The organism is Geodermatophilus africanus, from assembly GCF_900107105.1.
In the GTDB taxonomy this organism is placed as follows: Bacteria; Actinomycetota; Actinomycetes; order Mycobacteriales; family Geodermatophilaceae; genus Geodermatophilus; species Geodermatophilus africanus.
Genome location: NZ_FNOT01000013.1, coordinates 1 through 17395, shown reverse-complemented (window position 1 = coordinate 17395; position 17395 = coordinate 1). Strand labels below are relative to the sequence as shown.

General features: G+C 73.5%; 18 protein-coding genes. 11 read left to right on the top strand and 7 right to left on the bottom strand.

Going from position 1 to position 17395, the window contains the following annotated elements:
* Positions 1 to 26 precede the first annotated feature (26 nt).
* The 3 genes from BLW63_RS27015 to BLW63_RS19490 all read left to right on the top strand — a co-directional run bounded on the left by BLW63_RS27015 (position 27) and on the right by BLW63_RS19490 (position 2297).
* The gene (locus tag BLW63_RS27015) at positions 27 to 800 is read left to right on the top strand and encodes a S26 family signal peptidase (RefSeq protein WP_170856873.1); all 774 of its coding nucleotides are present in this window, start codon (positions 27 to 29) and stop codon (positions 798 to 800) included.
* Positions 797 to 1513: a response regulator gene (locus BLW63_RS19495; RefSeq protein WP_170856872.1), complete on the top strand. Its 717-nt coding sequence runs from the start codon at positions 797 to 799 to the stop codon at positions 1511 to 1513. The genes BLW63_RS27015 and BLW63_RS19495 overlap by 4 nt, the downstream gene beginning before the upstream one ends.
* A 148-nt stretch (positions 1514 to 1661) precedes the next feature.
* The gene (locus BLW63_RS19490; protein WP_091160007.1) at positions 1662 to 2297 is read left to right on the top strand and encodes a hypothetical protein; all 636 of its coding nucleotides are present in this window, start codon (positions 1662 to 1664) and stop codon (positions 2295 to 2297) included.
* Positions 2298 to 2328: 31 nt separating this feature from the next.
* Here the strand turns inward: BLW63_RS19490 and BLW63_RS19485 are convergent, their stop codons facing one another.
* Entirely contained in the window at positions 2329 to 3027 is a 699-nt protein-coding gene (locus tag BLW63_RS19485; RefSeq protein ID WP_091160003.1) for a response regulator transcription factor, read from the bottom strand.
* A gap of 108 nt (positions 3028 to 3135) precedes the next feature.
* Entirely contained in the window at positions 3136 to 3699 is a 564-nt protein-coding gene (locus BLW63_RS19480) for a class I SAM-dependent methyltransferase (RefSeq protein ID WP_091160001.1), read from the bottom strand.
* Between the two features lie 122 nt (positions 3700 to 3821).
* Between BLW63_RS19480 and BLW63_RS19475 the strand changes: the two genes are divergently transcribed.
* Both BLW63_RS19475 and BLW63_RS19470 read left to right on the top strand, forming a co-directional pair.
* Positions 3822 to 4112, top strand: coding sequence for a flagellar FlbD family protein (locus BLW63_RS19475; protein WP_091159998.1), 291 nt, complete (start codon positions 3822 to 3824; stop codon positions 4110 to 4112).
* A 100-nt stretch (positions 4113 to 4212) separates the two neighbouring features.
* Positions 4213 to 4560, top strand: a complete 348-nt coding sequence (locus BLW63_RS19470) for a hypothetical protein (protein ID WP_091159995.1) — start codon at positions 4213 to 4215, stop codon at positions 4558 to 4560.
* Positions 4561 to 4987: 427 nt separating this feature from the next.
* Here BLW63_RS19470 and BLW63_RS19465 read toward each other — a convergent pair whose 3' ends face one another.
* Together BLW63_RS19465 and BLW63_RS19460 are read right to left on the bottom strand one after the other, a co-directional pair.
* Entirely contained in the window at positions 4988 to 5677 is a 690-nt protein-coding gene (locus tag BLW63_RS19465; RefSeq protein WP_211517191.1) for an alpha/beta fold hydrolase, read from the bottom strand.
* A gap of 187 nt (positions 5678 to 5864) precedes the next feature.
* A complete protein-coding gene (locus BLW63_RS19460; RefSeq protein WP_091159992.1) occupies positions 5865 to 6878 on the bottom strand; it encodes a sigma-70 family RNA polymerase sigma factor in 1014 nt (337 codons plus the stop codon).
* Between BLW63_RS19460 and BLW63_RS19455 the strand changes: the two genes are divergently transcribed.
* Positions 6877 to 7245: a tyrosine-type recombinase/integrase gene (locus BLW63_RS19455; protein WP_091159990.1), complete on the top strand. Its 369-nt coding sequence runs from the start codon at positions 6877 to 6879 to the stop codon at positions 7243 to 7245. The two genes, BLW63_RS19460 and BLW63_RS19455, sit on opposite strands and share 2 nt — an antisense overlap.
* 209 nt (positions 7246 to 7454) lie before the next feature.
* On the opposite strand, the gene BLW63_RS19450 is transcribed toward BLW63_RS19455, so the two are convergent.
* The gene (locus BLW63_RS19450; protein WP_091159987.1) at positions 7455 to 8276 is read right to left on the bottom strand and encodes an alpha/beta fold hydrolase; all 822 of its coding nucleotides are present in this window, start codon (positions 8274 to 8276) and stop codon (positions 7455 to 7457) included.
* 274 nt (positions 8277 to 8550) lie between these two features.
* Between BLW63_RS19450 and BLW63_RS28120 the strand changes: the two genes are divergently transcribed.
* The 3 genes from BLW63_RS28120 to BLW63_RS29025 all read left to right on the top strand — a co-directional run bounded on the left by BLW63_RS28120 (position 8551) and on the right by BLW63_RS29025 (position 13284).
* Positions 8551 to 10485 carry a tetratricopeptide repeat protein gene (locus BLW63_RS28120; protein ID WP_244522678.1) on the top strand — a complete coding sequence of 645 codons (1935 nt, stop codon included), beginning with the start codon at positions 8551 to 8553 and terminating at the stop codon, positions 10483 to 10485.
* A gap of 1569 nt (positions 10486 to 12054) precedes the next feature.
* The gene (locus BLW63_RS19440; protein WP_091159982.1) at positions 12055 to 12375 is read left to right on the top strand and encodes a GYD domain-containing protein; all 321 of its coding nucleotides are present in this window, start codon (positions 12055 to 12057) and stop codon (positions 12373 to 12375) included.
* 693 nt (positions 12376 to 13068) lie between these two features.
* Positions 13069 to 13284: a DUF4326 domain-containing protein gene (locus tag BLW63_RS29025; protein ID WP_091159980.1), complete on the top strand. Its 216-nt coding sequence runs from the start codon at positions 13069 to 13071 to the stop codon at positions 13282 to 13284.
* A 101-nt stretch (positions 13285 to 13385) separates the two neighbouring features.
* On the opposite strand, the gene BLW63_RS28110 is transcribed toward BLW63_RS29025, so the two are convergent.
* Positions 13386 to 13640, bottom strand: coding sequence for an Lsr2 family DNA-binding protein (locus tag BLW63_RS28110; protein WP_244522676.1), 255 nt, complete (start codon positions 13638 to 13640; stop codon positions 13386 to 13388).
* A 130-nt stretch (positions 13641 to 13770) separates the two neighbouring features.
* On the opposite strand from BLW63_RS28110, the gene BLW63_RS19425 reads away from it, so the two are divergent.
* Positions 13771 to 15156 (top strand): cytochrome ubiquinol oxidase subunit I, encoded by a 1386-nt coding sequence (locus BLW63_RS19425; protein ID WP_211517189.1) that lies wholly within the window; start codon positions 13771 to 13773, stop codon positions 15154 to 15156.
* Positions 15153 to 16202 (top strand): cytochrome d ubiquinol oxidase subunit II, encoded by a 1050-nt coding sequence (locus BLW63_RS19420; RefSeq protein WP_091159977.1) that lies wholly within the window; start codon positions 15153 to 15155, stop codon positions 16200 to 16202. The genes BLW63_RS19425 and BLW63_RS19420 overlap by 4 nt, the downstream gene beginning before the upstream one ends.
* Positions 16203 to 16935: 733 nt before the next feature.
* On the opposite strand, the gene BLW63_RS19415 is transcribed toward BLW63_RS19420, so the two are convergent.
* Positions 16936 to 17395, bottom strand: a 460-nt coding sequence (locus BLW63_RS19415) for a transposase (RefSeq protein ID WP_170856870.1), incomplete at its 5' end; no start/stop codon positions are given.

Genomic DNA, 17395 nt, shown 5'->3' with positions numbered 1-17395 from the left:
CACCCCACCGGCCACCGGAGACCGCCATGACCGCCGTCCTCCCGCTCCGCGCCCCGGCCGCAGCCCGCCTGCTGCCGCCGGTGGCCCCGGCCGCCCTGCACGCGCTGCGCGCCACCGCGGCGTTCGCCGGCCGTTGGTCGGTGCGGCTGCTGGTGGCCGCGGCGGTCGCCGCCTTCGCCGTCCTGGCCGCCGGCCCGCACCTGATGGGCTACCGCACGATGACCATGCTCACGGCGAGCATGTCCCCCGGCATCGACCCCGGTGACGTCGTCGTCTCGACCCCGCTGGCCGTCACCGACGTCACCGAGGGGATGGTCATCAGCTACCACATCCCCATCGACGACCACCGCGTCGTCACCCACCGCGTGACCGCGGTCGAGCACGGCCCCGACGGCACGGTCACCGTGCAGACCAGGGGCGACGCCAACGACCACCTCGACCCCTGGACCGCCGTCCTGCAGGGCGACACCGCCTACCGGGTCCGCGCCGTCATCCCCGAGGTCGGCCACCTCATCACCGCTCTGCGCACGCCCGCGGTCAACCACGCCCTCGTCTACGGCGTCCCCGCCCTCCTGGCCGGCTGGCTGCTGCTGGGCATCTGGCGTCCGGAGGAGGACGCCGTCGCCGAGGAGGACGCCACGGACGACGACGCCACGGACCCCGCGGTCGGCCACCCCGCGAGTGGGTCGCTGACCACGCGGACCGGGCAGGCTGTCGGTGGCCGGGGCCCACGCACTGCTCACCGCCTGGCAGCTGCTGCGCTGCTGGGGCACGGACACCCCGAGCAGGTGCGGCAGTGACTCCGCACCCCACCGCCCAGCGCTCGGCACCCGGCCCCGGCGACCGCCGCGAGGAGCCGGCGCCCTGCCGGACCGCCCTCGTCGTCGGTGCCGACCCCACGGGCCGCGCGCCGGTCGCCGGGCTGCTGCAGCTGACCGGGTGGGACGTGCGGGAGGCCGCCGGTACCCGCGAGGCGCTCGGCCTGGCCCGCCGCGTCGAGCTGGACCTGGTGGTCGTCGACCTGGACGGCCCGGCCGGTGAGGCACCGGTCCTGCTGCACCGGCTGCGGCTGATCGGCTGCCGGGCCCACCTGCTCGCCGTGACCGCCGACGCCGGCGCCCGCGATCGGGCCGCCGCCCTCGAGGCCGGGGCCCTGGCCTGCCTGACCGGGCCGGTGGACGCCCGCCTGCTGGTGGGCCTGCTCGCCCGCCGGGCCCCGGGCCCCCGGGGGCCCGCCGCGGCGGACGTGCCCGACGCCGACGCCGAGCTCCTCGACCGGCTGCAGCAGGTCTACGCCGCCGCGCTGCCCGGCCGGCTGACCGCCATCGCCGACGGCGCCCGGACCGGGGACGCCGCGGCGCTCGCCCGCGCCTCGGCCACGCTCGCCGGCACCAGCGCCCAGCTGGGCCACCCGGAGGTCGCCGCGGTCTGCCGGGCGATCGCGCAGGACGCCCGCCGGGGTGTCCTCGCCCACGAGCTCGTCGTCGAGCTGCGCACCGTCGCGGGCGCCTGAGAGCGGGCCCCCTGCGGGTCCCGCGACGAGCCGCGGGGTGGGGTCGTCGTTCCTTGCGGGGTTCTTGCGGTAGGCCGACGGCCGGCCTGCGGTCGGCCGGTCAGGGTCGGACCTGTCGCCCCTCCCCCACCAGCCACCGGAGACCGCCATGACCGCCGCCCTCCCGCTCCCGGACCCGGCCGCAGCCCGCGGCCGCTGGGGCACCCGGGCCCTGGTCGTGGGTGCCGCACTCGCCGTCGCCCTCCTCGCCGCCGAGACCCCGGCCGCGAACGCCACCTTCTCCGACTCCGCGGCCGCGCGATCGGTGAGCGTCGGCACCGGCACCGTCGCGCCGGCCACCCAGGTCCGGGTCGACGCCTCGTGCCTCGCCACGACGACGGTGATCACGCGGACCTTCCAGACGTACCCCTGGGGTATCCAGCAGACCAGTTACTCGGCGACGAGCACGACGGCCTCCAGCAGGAGCAACGTCGAGCTCGACGAGACGGTGCGGACCGACGGCGCGAACGGGCAGTACACGACCACCCGGACCATCAAGGACACCGAGCTGTACGCCACGGCGCGCTGGGACCTCAGCACGTCGGCCCGGGTGACCGGGTACCGAGTGACCGCGCACACGATCTACGGCCCCGTGATGATCGGCGAGCCCGGTCCGGTCACGACGTCGATGACCCGCCAGTACGACGCGAGCGTCACCGGCTGGAGCCCGCGGCTGTCGATCGACACGCTCACCGACTACGGCTGGGTCGGCACCTCGAGGTCGAGCAACGTCGTCACGTGCTGACGGCGCGGCGGCGGGGCCAGGGCGTCCGCCCTCAGGCCACCAACCGGTAGCCCACCCCGCGCACGGTGCGGATCGACGGCGAGGACAGCCCGGCGGCCTGCAGCTTGCGACGCAGGTTGGACATGTGCGCCTCGACCAGGCGGACGCTGCCCTCCCAGTCGGTCTGCCAGACCTCGCGCAGCAGCGTCTCGCGCTGCAGCACCCGGCCGGGGCGCGAGGCGAGCGCGGCGAGCAGGTCGAACTCGGTGCGGGTCAGGTCCACGACGGCGCCGTCCACCCGGACCTCGCGGCTGTCCTCGTCCACCTCGAGCTCGGCGAGCCGGAGCACCGACTCCTCGACCGGCGCGGGCCGCGGCGCGGGGACGCGCGGCCGGCGCAGCATCGCCTGGACGCGGGCGACCAGCTCGCGCGGCGAGAAGGGCTTGGCCATGTACCCGTCGGCGCCGACGGCCAGCCCGATGAGCAGGTCGACCTCCTCGGCGCGGGCGGTGAGCATCAGGACGTAGCACTCGCTCCCGGCGCGGATCTGCCGGCACACCTCGGTGCCGTCGGCGTCCGGGAGACCCAGGTCGAGGACGACGACGTCGGGCGTCGCGCGCCGCACCTCGGCCAGCGCCTCGGCGCCGGACGCGACCGCTCGGACGTCCATCCCCGCCCGGCGCAGGACCGTGCAGACCAGCTCCCTGATCTCCTCGGTGTCCTCGACGACGAGCACGGACTGCTCGGACACGACGTCTCCTCCTGGTACCTGGGCGACCGACGCCGGCCCCGGAGGCGGGCGTCACCTGACCGGGTGATCGGCGGTGGCCCGGGCTGCCTTGAGCAGGGGTCGCCGGCCTCACCCGGAGGGAGGAGTCGCGGCCGCGGCGGGACGGCGCAGCTCGACGGCGGCCGACCCGATGCCCTCCCCCACCGCCCGGCGGTGCACACCGGCGGCGACCAGACCGCGAGCACCGGCCAGCCGGGAGACCGCCGCGACCACGTCGTCCTCCGTGCCCGGCGTCATCACCGAGAAGGCCACGATCACCCGGCCGTCGGGCGCCAGCACCCGGTCGACGACGTCCCACGTCATCTCCTGCGCGGGGTCCCAGAGCGCCCGGACGTCGAAGCCGACGACGACGTCGAAGGGGCCGGACCCGAGGTCGGCGTCGGCCAGCGCGGCCGCCTGCAGCCGCACCCGGCCGGCCTCGACCGCCGCGCGGTTCCGTCGGCCGGCCGCGGCGACCATGGTCGGCGAGCGGTCGACGGCGAGCACCTCGCCGGCCCGCTCGGCCAGCAGCGCCGCCAGGACGCCGTGCCCGCAGCCGACCTCGAGCACCCGCTCCCCCGGCTGCGGCGCGACGACGTCGGCGGCCCAGCTCTGTCGCGCCGACGCGGCCACGGCGCCCACCGTAGGGCTCACCCCGACGGGGGCGGGCCGGGCGCAGTGGGCTCAACCCCGCCCGCCGCGCGGTCGAAGCAACCGGCACCTCACTCCCGAGGGAGCCGCCGGGGCCCGATGCCCCGCCCAGCCGGAGGACCGCGATGATCGGCCTCACCCGCCGCACCGGCGAGCACTGCCGCCTGGACCCCGACCACATCGAGCGGGTCGAGGCGGGCGCGGACACCGTCGTCATCACGACCGACGGCAGCTCCTACTGCGTCCGCGAGAGCCTCGACCAGGTCATCGGCCGGATCGTCGAGGACCGCGCCGGGGTGATCGCCGCCTGCTACGTGCTCGACCGCGGTGAGGACGCCGACCCGCTGGGCCACGGCTCTGCCGTCCCGCCGCAGGCGCACGCGCCCGCACCCGTGGTGCCCATCCGGCTGCGCTGACCACGTCCCCCCTCGGAGAAGGGGGACGGCGGGTCTCGGGTGGACATCGGTCGCGGCGCGCCGATGTTCCCGGGGACACCGCACCACCGAGGAGACGCTGTTGAAGATCACCGCCCGCGGACTGCCGGCGTCGGACGCGCAGGTCTACAGCGAGGTCGCCCAGCTGCTCGACCGGCGCGCCGCGATGAGGCACCCGCCGTTCAGCCTCACCGTGTCCGACTCGGTGGCGCTGGGCATCGCGCGGCTGTTCCGCAGCACGTCGCTGTCCGGCGAGGTGCTCGACCGCTTCGCCGCCGGCGGCAGCGTCGACAGCGACGAGCTCGTCGAGGCCGCGCGCTTCGAGCAGGGCTACGCCTCCGCCGAGGGCTACGCCGCGCTGCGCTGCCTGGTGCTGTGGGTGCACCACCGGACGCACCGAGCCGAGCAGCGCTCCGCCCAGGCGGGCTGACCCGCTCCCGTCACCGTCCCCGGGCGGCGCCTCGTCGCGGCCGTGCCGGGCGGCGGGTCCCGCCGCGCCCACCAGCTGGCCAGCAGCGGGCCGGACGCGTCGTGCCAGACCGAGGACAGGCCGCCGGCAGGGCGGCGGCGGGGCTGTGGTGCACGGTGGCCGGGCCGGCCGGGGGACGACGAGCCGCAGCACCTGGCCCGGCACGACCGGCACCAGGACGATCTGCACGATCGAGGTGAGCAGGCCCCGGCGTCGACCGGCAGGTACTCCCCCGCGAGCCACAGGACGAGCAGCGGCGTCAGCACCGGGGCGAGCAGAGCCATCCTCTCGAGCCGGGTGCGGTGAGGTCGGCGCGGAGGTCGGTTCCTCCGACGTCCCTGTCCGGGACGGACCCGTCGAGGAGGAACGGCGGTGGATCACCGGACCGTCATCTGAAGAACTCCTGGAGCACCGGCGCGAGCGCTTCGGGGGCGACATCGTGCCCCTGGCCGGGCAGGGTCCGGTGACGGCCGTGGAGCAGGGCCTCAGCAGTCGCTGTCGACGCGTGACGGAGCGGGGCCGGGCTGGCCTCACCGTCGAGCACGAGCACGGGGACAGCGACCTGGGCCGCCCTCTCCCGGGGGACCGTCCCGTCGCCGAGCACCGCGGCGTCGTAGGCCAGGGTCGGCGCGATCGTTTCGGACAGCGCCCACCCGGGCTGCCGGCGCATCGCGGCGACGGCCTGCGGTGGAAGTCCGACCGTCGTCAGGAACAGCTCGACGGCATCACCTCGGCGGCCGGCGGCCAGCAGTTCGCCCAGCCGGTGGGAGTACGCCTCCTGCTCCTGCGGGTCCCCGGCCTCGGCTGTGAACGCGGGGTCGTACAGGGCGAGCTTGATGATCGGTAGTCCACTGGCGGCGGCCTCGAGGGCGAGCGCGGCGCCGGAGGAGATGCCGTAGACGTACGCCGATCCGCCCGCCTCCTCGATGACCGCCGCGAGATCCTCGACCTCGCGCGCGACCGCGTACGGAGCGGTGTCCCGCTGTCCTCCCGCCCTCGACGGTCGTACGTGTACACCGCGTAGCTCGGTTCGAGTTCCCGTGCCAGGGCCGGCATCGGGCCGGAGACCCGGGAGCACATGGCCCCGTCGACCAGGACGACCGCCGGGCCGGAACCCGAGCGCTCGACAGTCAGCGTCGTTCCATCGCGCGAGAGCACTGCCACCATCGAGATCTCCTCCTCTGAGCGATACCCGTAGTACGGATCGGCGGCGGAGAACTCATCGCTGCTCGAGTGCACTACTCGTCATCGACGACGCGGTACCGCTACGGCTGCCACTCCAGCGGCAGGCCGAAGGAGGGGAACAGTCGCAACACCTGCAGGTAGGTGGTCGTCTCCGTGACGACGCCCTCCGCCATCTCCAACACGACGAGGGCGAACGGCCCGTACGCACCGTCGGGGCCACCGCGCCGGTACTGGCCGAGCGCCACCGTCCCGTTGGCCCGGGTCGGGATGAACCGGTCGCCGCGGCAGGCGTCACTGGCCGCCATCACCCGCCCGATCGCCGCACGGCTGCGCAGCCACCACACGAACGGCGGCATGGAGGTGATCGCGTCCTCGTGCAGGAGGGAGACCAGCGTCTCGACGTCGTGGCGCTCGAAGGCGTCCACGTACCGGCGCACCAGCCGCTGTTGCTCCGCGTCCGCCATGGGTGGGACGGGGTCGCCGAGGCGGGGACTCCGGGCAGCCAGCGTGGCGCGAGCCCGCTGTAGCGCGCTGTTGACCGCGGGCACCGTGACGCCGAGCAGCTGTGCGACCTCATCGGCCTTCCAGCGCAGGACGTCACGGAGGATGAGCACGGCGCGCTGGCGTGCGGGCAGGTGCTGCAGCGCCGCGATGAACGCCAGCCGGATCGTGTCACGCTGCGCGGCCAGCTCTGCGGGGTCGCCGTCCTCCCGCAGGACGCTCCGATCGGCCATCGGGTACACCCACCGGGACTCCGGCAGCACGGACCTCGGGTCCGGGCCTCCCTGCGATGCCGGACCGAGGTCCATCGCGCGCGCCCGGCGCTGCGCGGCCCGCAGCATGTCGAGGCACACGTTCGTGGCGATGGTGAACAGCCACGACCGCCAGGCCGAGCGGCGTTCGTCGAAGCGGTCCAGGCTCTCCCAGGCGCGTAGCAGCGTCTCCTGCACCGCGTCCTCGGCCTCGAGACCCGAGCCCAGCATGCGGTAGCAGTACCCGACCAGCTCCCGCCGGTGTGGCTCGAACCAGGCCGCCACCGCCGCCGGTGCGTCCCCCAGCGCACCCTGCCGCCCCACCGGCACCAGCTCGGCCATGTCCGCTCCGACCTCCGCTCCCGACGGCACGGGAACCTACGTGCTCCCCGCCGAGGGCCGCCACAACCGCGTCCACGCGGTCATCGAGGCCGTGGTCCTGGCCCTGCCGAAGGGTCGGCCGATCGGACGGACGTCCGTCCGGCGAGCCCGGACGGTCCTCCCGCAGGAGGCCGGCGTGCGCGAGGTCCGACCCTACGACGACCGGCACACCGCGGGGACCCTGCTGCTGTCGGAGGGCGTGCGACCGAGGGTCGTCATGGAGCTGCTCGGCCACAGCCAGATGCGCACGACGATGGACATCTACAGCCACGTCATGCCGGCCCTGGCCCGCGAGGCCGCCGACCGGGTGAGCGCCCTTCCTCCATGAGGAAGGGGACGTAGACGCTGATGTGGACGGGCGCCGAGGCCGACCAGTAGGCGCGCGCCCACTGCCGCTGCTCGTCGAACCCGGCCGCGGCCGGGGTGTTGCCGTTGATGTTGACCGTGAAGCCGCGAGCCCACCCGAGCCGTCCTGAGGGACCACCCAACCGCCCCACAGCCGGCCCACTTCGGTGATGCTCTCGCTCTCCTCCCGGCTCAGCCGCCGGCCATGGAGTGTCCCCCCAGGAACTCGGCCATCGCGCGGGCGACAGGCTCGGGCCGTTGGACGTGCAGGAGGTGGCCGACGCCGTCCACCACGCGCTCCTCGACGTGCGGGACCGACGAGCGGAGGAACGCGGCGACCTGCACCCACAGCGGCTGGGTCTCCGCGCCGAGCACCGACAGCACGGGGCACTGGATCCCGGCTGCATCGGCGGGGCCGAATGCCCACTCGGCGAGGGCTGGAAGCTCGATACCGAAGAAGGTGTCGGCGTCCTTGACCGCCTGCGCCACTGCCCCCGGCAGACGCTCGTCGACCACAGCCCGGCACGTCGCCCAGTCGACGCCGCCCACGACACTCATGAACGCGGCGATCGCACCCTCGTGGTCGCCGCTCTCGTACGCCTCGAAGGCAGGTCCGGCCTGCTGGAAGAAGGCTTCGCCGCTCGGCACCGAGAGCAGGGACAGCTCCAGCAGCGCCAGCGTCTGCACGGTGTCGGGACGGTCGAGCGCCAGCTGGGCTCCGACCGCCGCCCCACTGGAGTGACCGGCGATGTGGGCCCGCGGCACGCCCAGGCGCTCGAGGAGCGCGGCGGCGTCGGTCGCATGCGTCGCGATGCTCACCGGCGGCGGCGTGTGGGTGCTGCCGACCCAGCCCCGCTTGTGGTACCGGATCAGCTGGTAGCGATCAGCCAGCGCCGGTTCGGACAGCAGCGGCAGGAACCCGTCGGCGATCACGGGGCTGATGAGCAGCACGGGCTCGCCTGAACCGACCACCTCGTACTCGAGCTCGACACCGTTGACCTGGGCTCGCTTCATGACTCCTCCTTGGTCTGCCTGGACGGGGACTCGGAGCCCCCACCTGGGATGCGGAAGAAGGACTGTTACGGCGGTAACCGGCACGGTTACGGTCGGCCCTGAGAGCCCCGGCTTGCACCGGCAACGGCTGGGAAGGCATGCAATGAACGAGGACGCTGGTCCAGGTCTCGGCCTGGTCGGGCGCGCCCGTTCCGCAGTGGCGCAGGGCGACTGGCCGCAGGCATTCGACCTCCTCGTAGCCGCGGACGCGGATGGGCTCCTACCCCCTTCCGATTTGCCGCTGCTGGGCGAGGTCGCCTACACCGCCGGCCACCTGGACGTGACCATCGAGGCGTGGGAGCGGGCGCACGCGGCGTCGATGCAGGCCGACGACCACGTCGCGGCCGCGGGAGCGGCCGTCCGCGTCGCCATGCACCTGCTCTTCGACACCGCCCTCATGGCACCGGTGCGGGGCTGGCTGGCACGGGCCGATCGGCTCCTCGACGGGCCAGGCCGGACGCCGGTGCACGCGTGGCTGGGGGTCGTCCGCGCCTACGAGCGGATGCTGACCGGCGATCTGTCCGCAGCCCGGCACTGGGCCAGGCAAGCCGTCGAGGTGGGCGCGGCGTGCGATCCCGCGGCCGCCGCCATCGGTCGGGTCGCGGAGGCCCGACTGCTCATCCTGGACGGCGACGTCCAGCAGGGCCTGGCGCTGCTCGACCAGGCCGGGGTGGCGGCTGTCTCCGGCGACCTGGATCCGCTGTCGACGGGGGTCGTCTACTGCGAACTCGTCTGCGCCCTCCAGGGCCTCGCCCAGTACGACGTCGCCGAGCAGTGGACCGAGGCGATGGAGCGGTGGTGCCGGGCGAGCGCGGTCGGCAGCCTGCACGGGCGCTGCCGGGTCCACCGCGCCGAGGTGCTCCGACTGCGCGGGTCGTGCGACGAGGCGGAGCGCCAGGCGCTCATGGCCTGCGAGGAGCTGCGGCCCTACCTGAGGCGCGAGCTCGGCTGGCCACTGAACGAGCTCGGACGCATCCGCCTGCACAGGGGGGACGTCGCCGGCGCCGAGGAGGCCCTGCTGGCCAGTCATCGCGCCGGATGGGATCCCCAACCGGGTCTCGCACTGGTGCGCCTGGCGCGAGGAGATGCGGCCGCCGCCGTGGCCTCCATCCGTGACGCGCTCGAGCGCCCTCTCCGCGTCCCGTCGAAGGAGCGACCACCGAACACCGACCTGCAGCGCGCGCCGCTGCTCGAGGCACAGGTCCAGATCGAGATCGCCGCCGGCGACATCGGCCGCGCTCGGGCGGCCGCCGACGAGCTGGAACTCGTGGCCGCCCGGTTCGAGAACAAGCCGTTGGCGGCAGCTGCCGCCCTAGCTCGCGGACGGGTGCGGCTCGCCGACGGTGACGTGGCGGGCGCGGAGGAGTCCTCGTCCGACGCGGCGCAACTCTGGAACGAGGTCGGCGCACCGTACGAGGCGGCGCACGCGCGCCTGACCCTGGCGGCGGCGCATGCCGCCCGCGGCAGCGAACACCGGGCTGCGCTGGAGCGCCGGGCCGCGCGCGCGATCCTCGACGGGATCGAGGCCGCCCCGTCACCGGCCCCCGCGCGGCTCGACCCCCACGACGACGAGCGGCCGATGGCGAGCGCCAACGCGTTCCGTCGCGAGGGCGACTACTGGTCGGTCACCTTCGACGGGGACACGGTCCGCGTGCGCGATCTCAAGGGCATGCGCCACCTCGCCCGGCTGCTCGCGGATCCCGGGCGGGAGTTCCATGTGCTGGACCTCGTCGCAGCGGAGGCCGGGCACGGTGCCGACGACGACGGCCACCGCGCGGCCGAGCTGGCGCAGTCGACGCACGGGGACGCCGGCGAGATGCTGGACGCACGGGCGAAGGAGGCCTACCGGCGGCGCCTCGCCGAGATCGATGACGACCTCGCCGAAGCGCACGAGACCGGGGACGCCGAGCGGGCCGCACAATCTGCGGCCGAACGCGACTTCCTCGTCCAGGAGCTCGCCCGCGCGTTCGGCCTGAGCGGTCGCGAGCGACGGGCCGCCTCCGCGTCCGAGCGCGCCCGGGCCGCGGTGACCCGCGCGGTCCGCCAGGCGATCGCCCGGATCGCTGAACACCAGCCCCGGCTCGGCGGGCATCTCGGCCGCACCATCCGCACCGGGACCTACTGCGCCTACCTCCCCGACCCGCGCGCACAGACCCGTTGGGAACTCTGACAGCGATCGGCGCTGACTCAGGCGTGAGGGGGTGACGTTCCGCCGAGTGGTGGAAGTAGTTCTCACCGTGCTCGCCAGCGGTGTGGTGACGATGACGGGACCAGGGCCGGCTGCGCCACCTCCTTGTCTGATTGCATCGGGCGGTCGAGGAGGGCCATGGAACCTTCGGAGAGGTAGCGGCGGTCGGAGACCTGTGGGACTGACCTGGCACCGCATCCGCGCCAGTGGCCACCACGCTGGCACCGGAGACGACTCAGGCCGTCCTCCCCGAAGGAGAACGGCCTGGTCGTCGGGGTGGAGCTGAGGGGACTCAAACCCCTGACCCCCACACTGCCAGGCCGTCATGATCGCGTTCGTGGTCGTCCGCCAGCGTCCATGACGGCCCTCTGACCAGCAAGTTCGAGACCTTTCGACACAGCAGCGGACGGAGGCGAACTGCCACGGATTCGGTGCAACTGCAACCAGAACTGCAACCACCGCTGGCCGCGGAAGTGCCTGGCGGGTGGACGACGCGCGCCCGCGTGCGGTCGTCGGTGAGCGACCCGGCCGGGTGATCAGGCCGAATGGGCCCGCAGCCGAGTGATCCCGGCGCGGGAGTGGACCATCTCGGGGCCGTTCCTCCCCGCCGGCCTTGACGAGGTCGCGCGCGGCACGCAGCACGTGCTTCTCCCGATGCCGGGGACGTGGCTCGGAGCCGCTGCCGCCATCAGGTCGTAGACGTCTTCGCCTGCCGCCAAACCGGACAGCACCGCACCTGAGCGCGGCGATGCAGGACGTCCTGCATCGCCGCGCTCCCGCTTCGTCACCGTGACATCGTCACCCGAGGGCCCCGTTCTGCACTTCCCCTGAGGACGCCGCCCAGCCACTGAACCGAGAGCCCGGTCAGGGCGGCGCAATCTATTACGACAGGCGGCGCCTTCGACAGGTCAAGGTCGCGATAAGGACACGTCTAGATCTGGGTGCCCGCCACCGCCCGAGGAACGCTCGTTCCCGCGCGGATCTTGTTCTGCCAGCGCAGGTCGCAGCCCCACAGGCACGGAGTCAGGTCGACTGGGGGCAGTCCCCCCGCAGCCTCACCAGCCCCGCCGACCTCCCACGCGACTGATTATGTCCGGCCCGCGGGGCCCTCATGCCGACATGACCCCTCAGCCGTCGGCCGCGGGGGTACACGGCCGTTGCCCTCGATTTGTCCGTGCAGCTCAACCGCATACGGAAACAACGGCGGACGACGGCGAACGGACCGGACGACTTCCAAAGTGGTCGAGATGGTGGTCAGAAGAGGCCGCCGAGGCCTTCGCGGATGCGTCGCCCCGCAGATCCGTACGTGGCTGGGTGTGACGGCCGCATCGGCGGGGCGCGCGCAGTCCGCCCGACAGCCGTCGACCTGGCCGCCGGCACTCTGACGATCATCGCGACCGTGTTCCGCGGGGCGCGGCGCCGCGTGGCGAACGCGATCTGACCCTCCGTTGGCGCCACGCCGGAGACTGACCCGCTGCTGCGAAGGTCGTTGTTGCCGGGTCTCACCGGCGGGACCATCCCGCCCGCACGGGGGCCGAGAGAGGAGGCACCATGCCTCGCTACCTTTTCGTCGGCAACTACTCCCCGCAGGGCTCAAAGGGGGTCCTGGCAGCCGGCGGCACCTCTCGCCGGGCTGTCATCGAGAAGATGGTCGCGGACCTGGGCGGTCGCGTGGAGACCTTCGACTTCGCGTTCGGATCCGACGACGTCTACACCATCGTCGAGCTGCCCGACGCCCGAACGGCGACCGCCATCGCACTCACCGTCAACGGCAGCGGCGCCATCAACCTGCGCACCATCGTCCTCATGACCCCCGAAGAGGTCGACGCGGCCGGCCAGGTGCAGCCGAACTACCAGCCACCGACCGCGTGAGCACCATCCCGACGTGAGACTCCCGTTCCCCGCGACGGCCACCGGCGCGAGGAACGGGAAAACGGCCCTGGACTCCTCCGACAGGACGACGGCTCGTCACCGCCCATGTCCGCGGTCGTTCCAGGCACGAGCCTCGGCCGGTGGGCACCCATGTGACTGCCGCATACCCGTGCATGCCCCCGGAGCGCGCCATCCTCCGGCAGGCAGCGCCGTCTCTGCCGGGTGCTCGGTGTCAGCAGGACCGCCTTCCACGACCGGCACACCCTCAGCGGCGGGCCCGACTGCGGCTGAGCTCGAGGAGGCCCATGCCACCCACGCCGCCCGGGAGGCATGCTGCGACCAACGCCGGGTCCATGGCACCCGGCGGCTGACCGCCGAGATCCTGCACCGCCGCCATGCGTCCCGGTGACTCTCGCCGACGGCGGGGAGCGCCGCGTCCCAGTCGCGAGCATCCGGCCGAGCGCGGGCTCAGGCCCGCCGCTTGACCTCGCGGGCCGGGGCGGGGAGCCTGACCCCGCTCTCCCCCGCCGTCGAGCGCGTCGCGGCTCCCGCATCGCATCCGGCCGAGCCGTGCCCGAGGCTGACGCAAGCCGTCGGGCGCCGTGCTCGTGTCCCGGACCACCCGCTGGGCAATCCGTGCCGGGTCGACGCCCCCTGCCTGTGGCTGGCCAGTGAGGAGCACCTCACTGGCCGGTGCCCGCCTCCCGCGAGCCGCGGCGCCTACGACGACGGCGTGCGCGTCATCCGCGGCCCGCACACCGCCACCGCGGTGGCGTGGGCCCGTCGCTGGCCGCCGGCGACCACGCCGCCGAGGCCCGCCGAATCCTGCGCGGCCACGGACTTGCCTGCTGGTGTCCCCTCGATCGGCCGTGCCACGCCGACGTCCCGCTCGGGCTGGCCAACCGATGACCGCCGGCGGCTCCAGGCCCACGGGGAGCGGTTGAGCACGGCGGAGGCCCGTCGCCGGCCCCTGCCTGCCGTCGGGCACACGCCGGCCAGCCGCCGCCGGCTCAGTTGCCGGCGGCCCGGAACTTCTCCACGACCTCTGCCTTGATGCGCCCGCGGGCGTTGACCTCGATGCCCTGCCCGGCAGCCCACGCGCGCACCGCGGCCGGGTCGTATCCGGCGTAGGTCGGCTTCGCCGCTGGCGCGCTCCGGCGTCCCCCGCCGGTCAGCGGGTGGGGTTGGCCCTGCTGGTGGTCGTCGCCGGCGCAGGCTACGGCTCCACCGCCGTCCTCCGCGCCGGGGCCGTGCCGCAGCCTCACCGCTCTTGGCGGTCCTCATCCTGGCGCTCCACGGTCGCTCGCGGCAGGGTGAGCGTCGCGTACCCGACGGCGGGACAACCCGTGAGCGGCGGCATCGTCCCGCACCCCCAGCTCCTGAGCGGAGATCCGCGTGAACCCGTTGGATCTGCTGGCCGACGCTGCCGAGAACCTCTATCCGGCGCGGATGCAGATGGCGCTGTCGCTGGGCTGGCACATCATCTTCGCCTGTTTCGGCATCGCCTTCCCGCTGATCACGGTCTTCACCGAGTGGCGGGGGTACAAGCGGGGTGACGCGGCGCTCACCGAGCTCGCGCACACCTGGGCCAAGGCGATGGGCGTGCTGTTCGCCGCCGGGGCCGTGTCCGGCACCCTGCTGTCCTTCGAGATGGGGATCCTCTGGCCCGGGCTGATGGACCGTTTCGGGGAGGTCTTCGGCTTCCCCTTCGTGCTGGAGGGGTTCGCCTTCTTCATCGAGGCGATTTTCGTCGGCGTGTACCTGTTCGGCTGGAACCGGCTGTCGTCCAGGGCGCACATGCTCAGCGCGCTGCCAATGATCCTCTCCGGCCCGGCTGGTGCCTTCTTCGTCGTCGCGGCCAACGCGTGGATGAACAACCCCACCGGCTTCCGGCTCGACGCGCAGGGGCGGGTGACCGACGCGCAGCCGTGGGCGGCGATGTTCGGCCCGTCCACCTGGCCACAGGTCACCCACATGCTGCTGGCGGCCTACATGGTCACCGGCTTCACCATCGCCTCGGTCTACGCCGTGGGGATGCTGCGCGGGCGCCGCGACCGACGCCACCGGCTCGGGCTGCTGATCCCGCTCACCTTCGCGGCCGCTCTCACGCCGGTGCAGATCGGCGTCGGCGACTGGATCGCCAACGCCGTCGCGGACAACCAGCCGGCCAAGCTCGCCGCGATGGAGGGCCAGTACGAGACCACGGCCGGTGCCCCGCTCTCCGTCGGCGGCCTCTACTACGACGACGAGATGCACTACGCGCTGGAGATCCCCAACGGGCTGTCGCTGCTGGTCCACCACGACCCGGACGGCGTGGTGCTCGGCCTGGAGGAGTTCCCGGCCGACCAGCGCCCGCCGGTCAACGTGGTGCACCTGGCCTTCGACACCATGGTCGGCCTCGGCTCCGCACTGTTGCTACTGGCCGGCTGGTTCGGCTGGACGTGGTGGCGGAAGCGCCGGATCCCGCAGACGGCGTGGTTCCTGCGGGCCGTCGCGGTCTCCGGGGTCGCGGCGATCGTCGCGATGGAGGCCGGCTGGGTCACCACCGAGGTGGGACGCCAGCCGTGGATCGTCTACGGCATCCTGCGCACCGCCGACGCGGTGAGCCCCGCGCCGGGGCTGTACCTCGGCTTCTACGCCGTGGTGGTCATCTACGTGCTGCTGACCGGGCTCACCGTCTTCGTGCTGCGGCGGCTGGCCGGCAGCGCCGACACCCCGGCGCCCCAGGAGGTGGACGCCGAGCCACCCGACCGGCACACCGGCGAGGCGGCGGTCCGGTGACGCTGGCGGAGGTGGTGCTCGGCGTCATGTTCGTCGGCCTGATCGCCTACGGGCTCTTCGGCGGCGCCGACTTCGGAGCCGGCATCTGGGACCTGCTTGCCGGCGGCACCCGCCGCGGTGCCCGCCAGCGTGACCTCATCGAGCACTCGATCGCCCCGGTGTGGGAGGCCAACCACGTCTGGCTGATCTTCGTCCTCGTCGTGCTGTGGACGGCGTTTCCCGGCGCCTTCGCCGCCGTGGTGACCACCCTCTACATTCCGCTCACGCTGGCCGCGTTCGGGATGATCGCCCGGGGGGCGGCGTTCGCGTTCCGCAAGAGCATCACCACCCTGGGCATGCGCCGCTTCCTGGGCGCCTCCTTCGCCCTGTCCTCGCTCGTCACGCCGTACTTCCTCGGGGCCGTCGTCGGCGGCGTCGCCTCCGGGCGGGTGCCGGCCGGCATCGCGGCCGGCGACGTGATCACCAGCTGGACGAATCCCGCGTCCGTGCTCGGGGGCGTGCTCGCCGTGCTCGTCTGCGCCTACCTCGCCGCCGTGTTCCTGTGCGCCGACGCACACCGCGAGGCCGCCGAGGACCTCGCCGACCAGTTCCGCCTCCGCGCCCTCGGCACCGCCGCGCTGACCGGGTTGGTCGGCATCGCGGGCCTGTTCGTGCTCCGGGCCGACGCCCCGCTGCTGTTCGAGGGCCTCACCGGCCGCGCCCTGCCTGTGGTGGTGCTCTCCGTCGTCGCGGGCGTCGCTGCGTTCGTGCTCCTAGCCACCCGGCGCTACGTGCCCGCACGGCTGGCGTCAGCACTCGCCGTCGCCGCAATCCTCCTCGGCTGGGCCGTCGCCCAGTACCCGTACCTCTTGCTGCCCGAGGTGACCATCGAGGAGGCCGCCGGGGGCCGGGCCACCCTGATCGCCATGCTGGTGGCACTGGTCGGCGGCTCGCTGATCCTGGTCCCCGCACTCGTGTACCTCTACGTGCTCTTCCAGCGGTCCCAGCCGAACATGTCCTCCACGTCTTCGGGGGCGCCGCCATCCGGGAGCGCTCCCACCTCGTGACCCGCCCCAGCAGGGCGCGCTGGTGGTGTGGGCACACGGATGCTCGCGCCTGGTCGGCAGAAGTGCTGGTGCGACCGCTACGCCGAGATGACCGGTCCGGGCGCGACCAAGTGATCGCCTCCAAAGCCCGGCTCCGCACCGCCGACAAGGTCGCCCGCTGGCTCCGAGTCAGTCCGAGGAGCACTGCTGCCAGCCAGAGCGCCGAAGCCGAGACGGCCGAGCAGCGTCATCTCCCCGGCCTGGGTGCCGCTTGGGCGAGACCTTGAGGCCCGACGCCACCGCCGCCTTGAGGAAGCGGGCGGCCGGCGCGGTAGGTGCCGAGCGCGACCAGTTCGCCGACGAGCACCAGGCGATCCACCGCCGCCTGCTGCAGCGCTCCCGACGCGGCCAGGACCGCGGGCCGCCAGTGCCAGGTCAAAGTGACGGTTAGGACACGTCTAGAACGAGCCGGATACCGGGGCCCGAACGCGGGCTATCCCAGAGCCTCTACCAACGCCAGGACGGTTCACGGGCGACGGTAGGGCAGCCGGTGAAGGCAATCGAGGGGTACTCCAGCCGCGCGTTCGGACAGCCGTTGGGCGTAGGCGGGATGCGGGACGTGAGGGATCGAGGCATTCCGCCACTGCTCACAGCCGCGTCTGCGGTGCAGACTGCTCGGAGCGCTGCTTCAGGCCGGGGTGATGTCCCCGGTCGTGGTGTAGCTCATGGCCGCGGAGAGCTTCTGCGGTTGGGACTATGACGCGATCAGCGCCGGCTGCGCCACCTCCTTGGCCGGGTCATCGATGCGGTCGAGCTGGGCCATGGAGCCTTCGGAGAGGTAGCGGCGGTCGGAGACCTGCCATTCGTCGTGCGCCTCGACCAGCACCGCGCCGGCGAGGCGGAGCAGCGCGGCGGGGTTGGGAAAGACGCCGATGACGTCGGTGCGCCGCTTGATCTCCTTGTTCAGCCGCTCCAGCGGATTGGTCGACCAGATCTTCTTCCAGTGCGCGACCGGGAAGCCGGTGAAGGCCAACAAGTCCTCGGCCGCGTCGCGCAGCATCGCTTCCACCTGCGGGAACTGGCGGCCGAGCATCCCGGCGATGACGTCGAGCTGGGAGCGCACGTGCTCGGCGTCGGGCTGGGCGAAGATCGTCCGGATCGCGGCGGCGACCATCTCGGCGTTGCCCTTCGGGACGCGGGCGAGCACGTTGCGC

Coding starts and splice junctions, on each gene's coding strand:
- BLW63_RS27015 (WP_170856873.1), top strand. CDS start 27: ATGACCGCCGTCCTCCCGCTCCGCGCCCCGGCCGCAGCCCGCCTGCTG.
- BLW63_RS19490 (WP_091160007.1), top strand. CDS start 1,662: ATGACCGCCGCCCTCCCGCTCCCGGACCCGGCCGCAGCCCGCGGCCGC.
- BLW63_RS19475 (WP_091159998.1), top strand. CDS start 3,822: ATGATCGGCCTCACCCGCCGCACCGGCGAGCACTGCCGCCTGGACCCC.
- BLW63_RS19455 (WP_091159990.1), top strand. CDS start 6,877: ATGTCCGCTCCGACCTCCGCTCCCGACGGCACGGGAACCTACGTGCTC.
- BLW63_RS19460 (WP_091159992.1), bottom strand. CDS start 6,878: ATGGCCGAGCTGGTGCCGGTGGGGCGGCAGGGTGCGCTGGGGGACGCA.
- BLW63_RS19450 (WP_091159987.1), bottom strand. CDS start 8,276: ATGAAGCGAGCCCAGGTCAACGGTGTCGAGCTCGAGTACGAGGTGGTC.
- BLW63_RS19440 (WP_091159982.1), top strand. CDS start 12,055: ATGCCTCGCTACCTTTTCGTCGGCAACTACTCCCCGCAGGGCTCAAAG.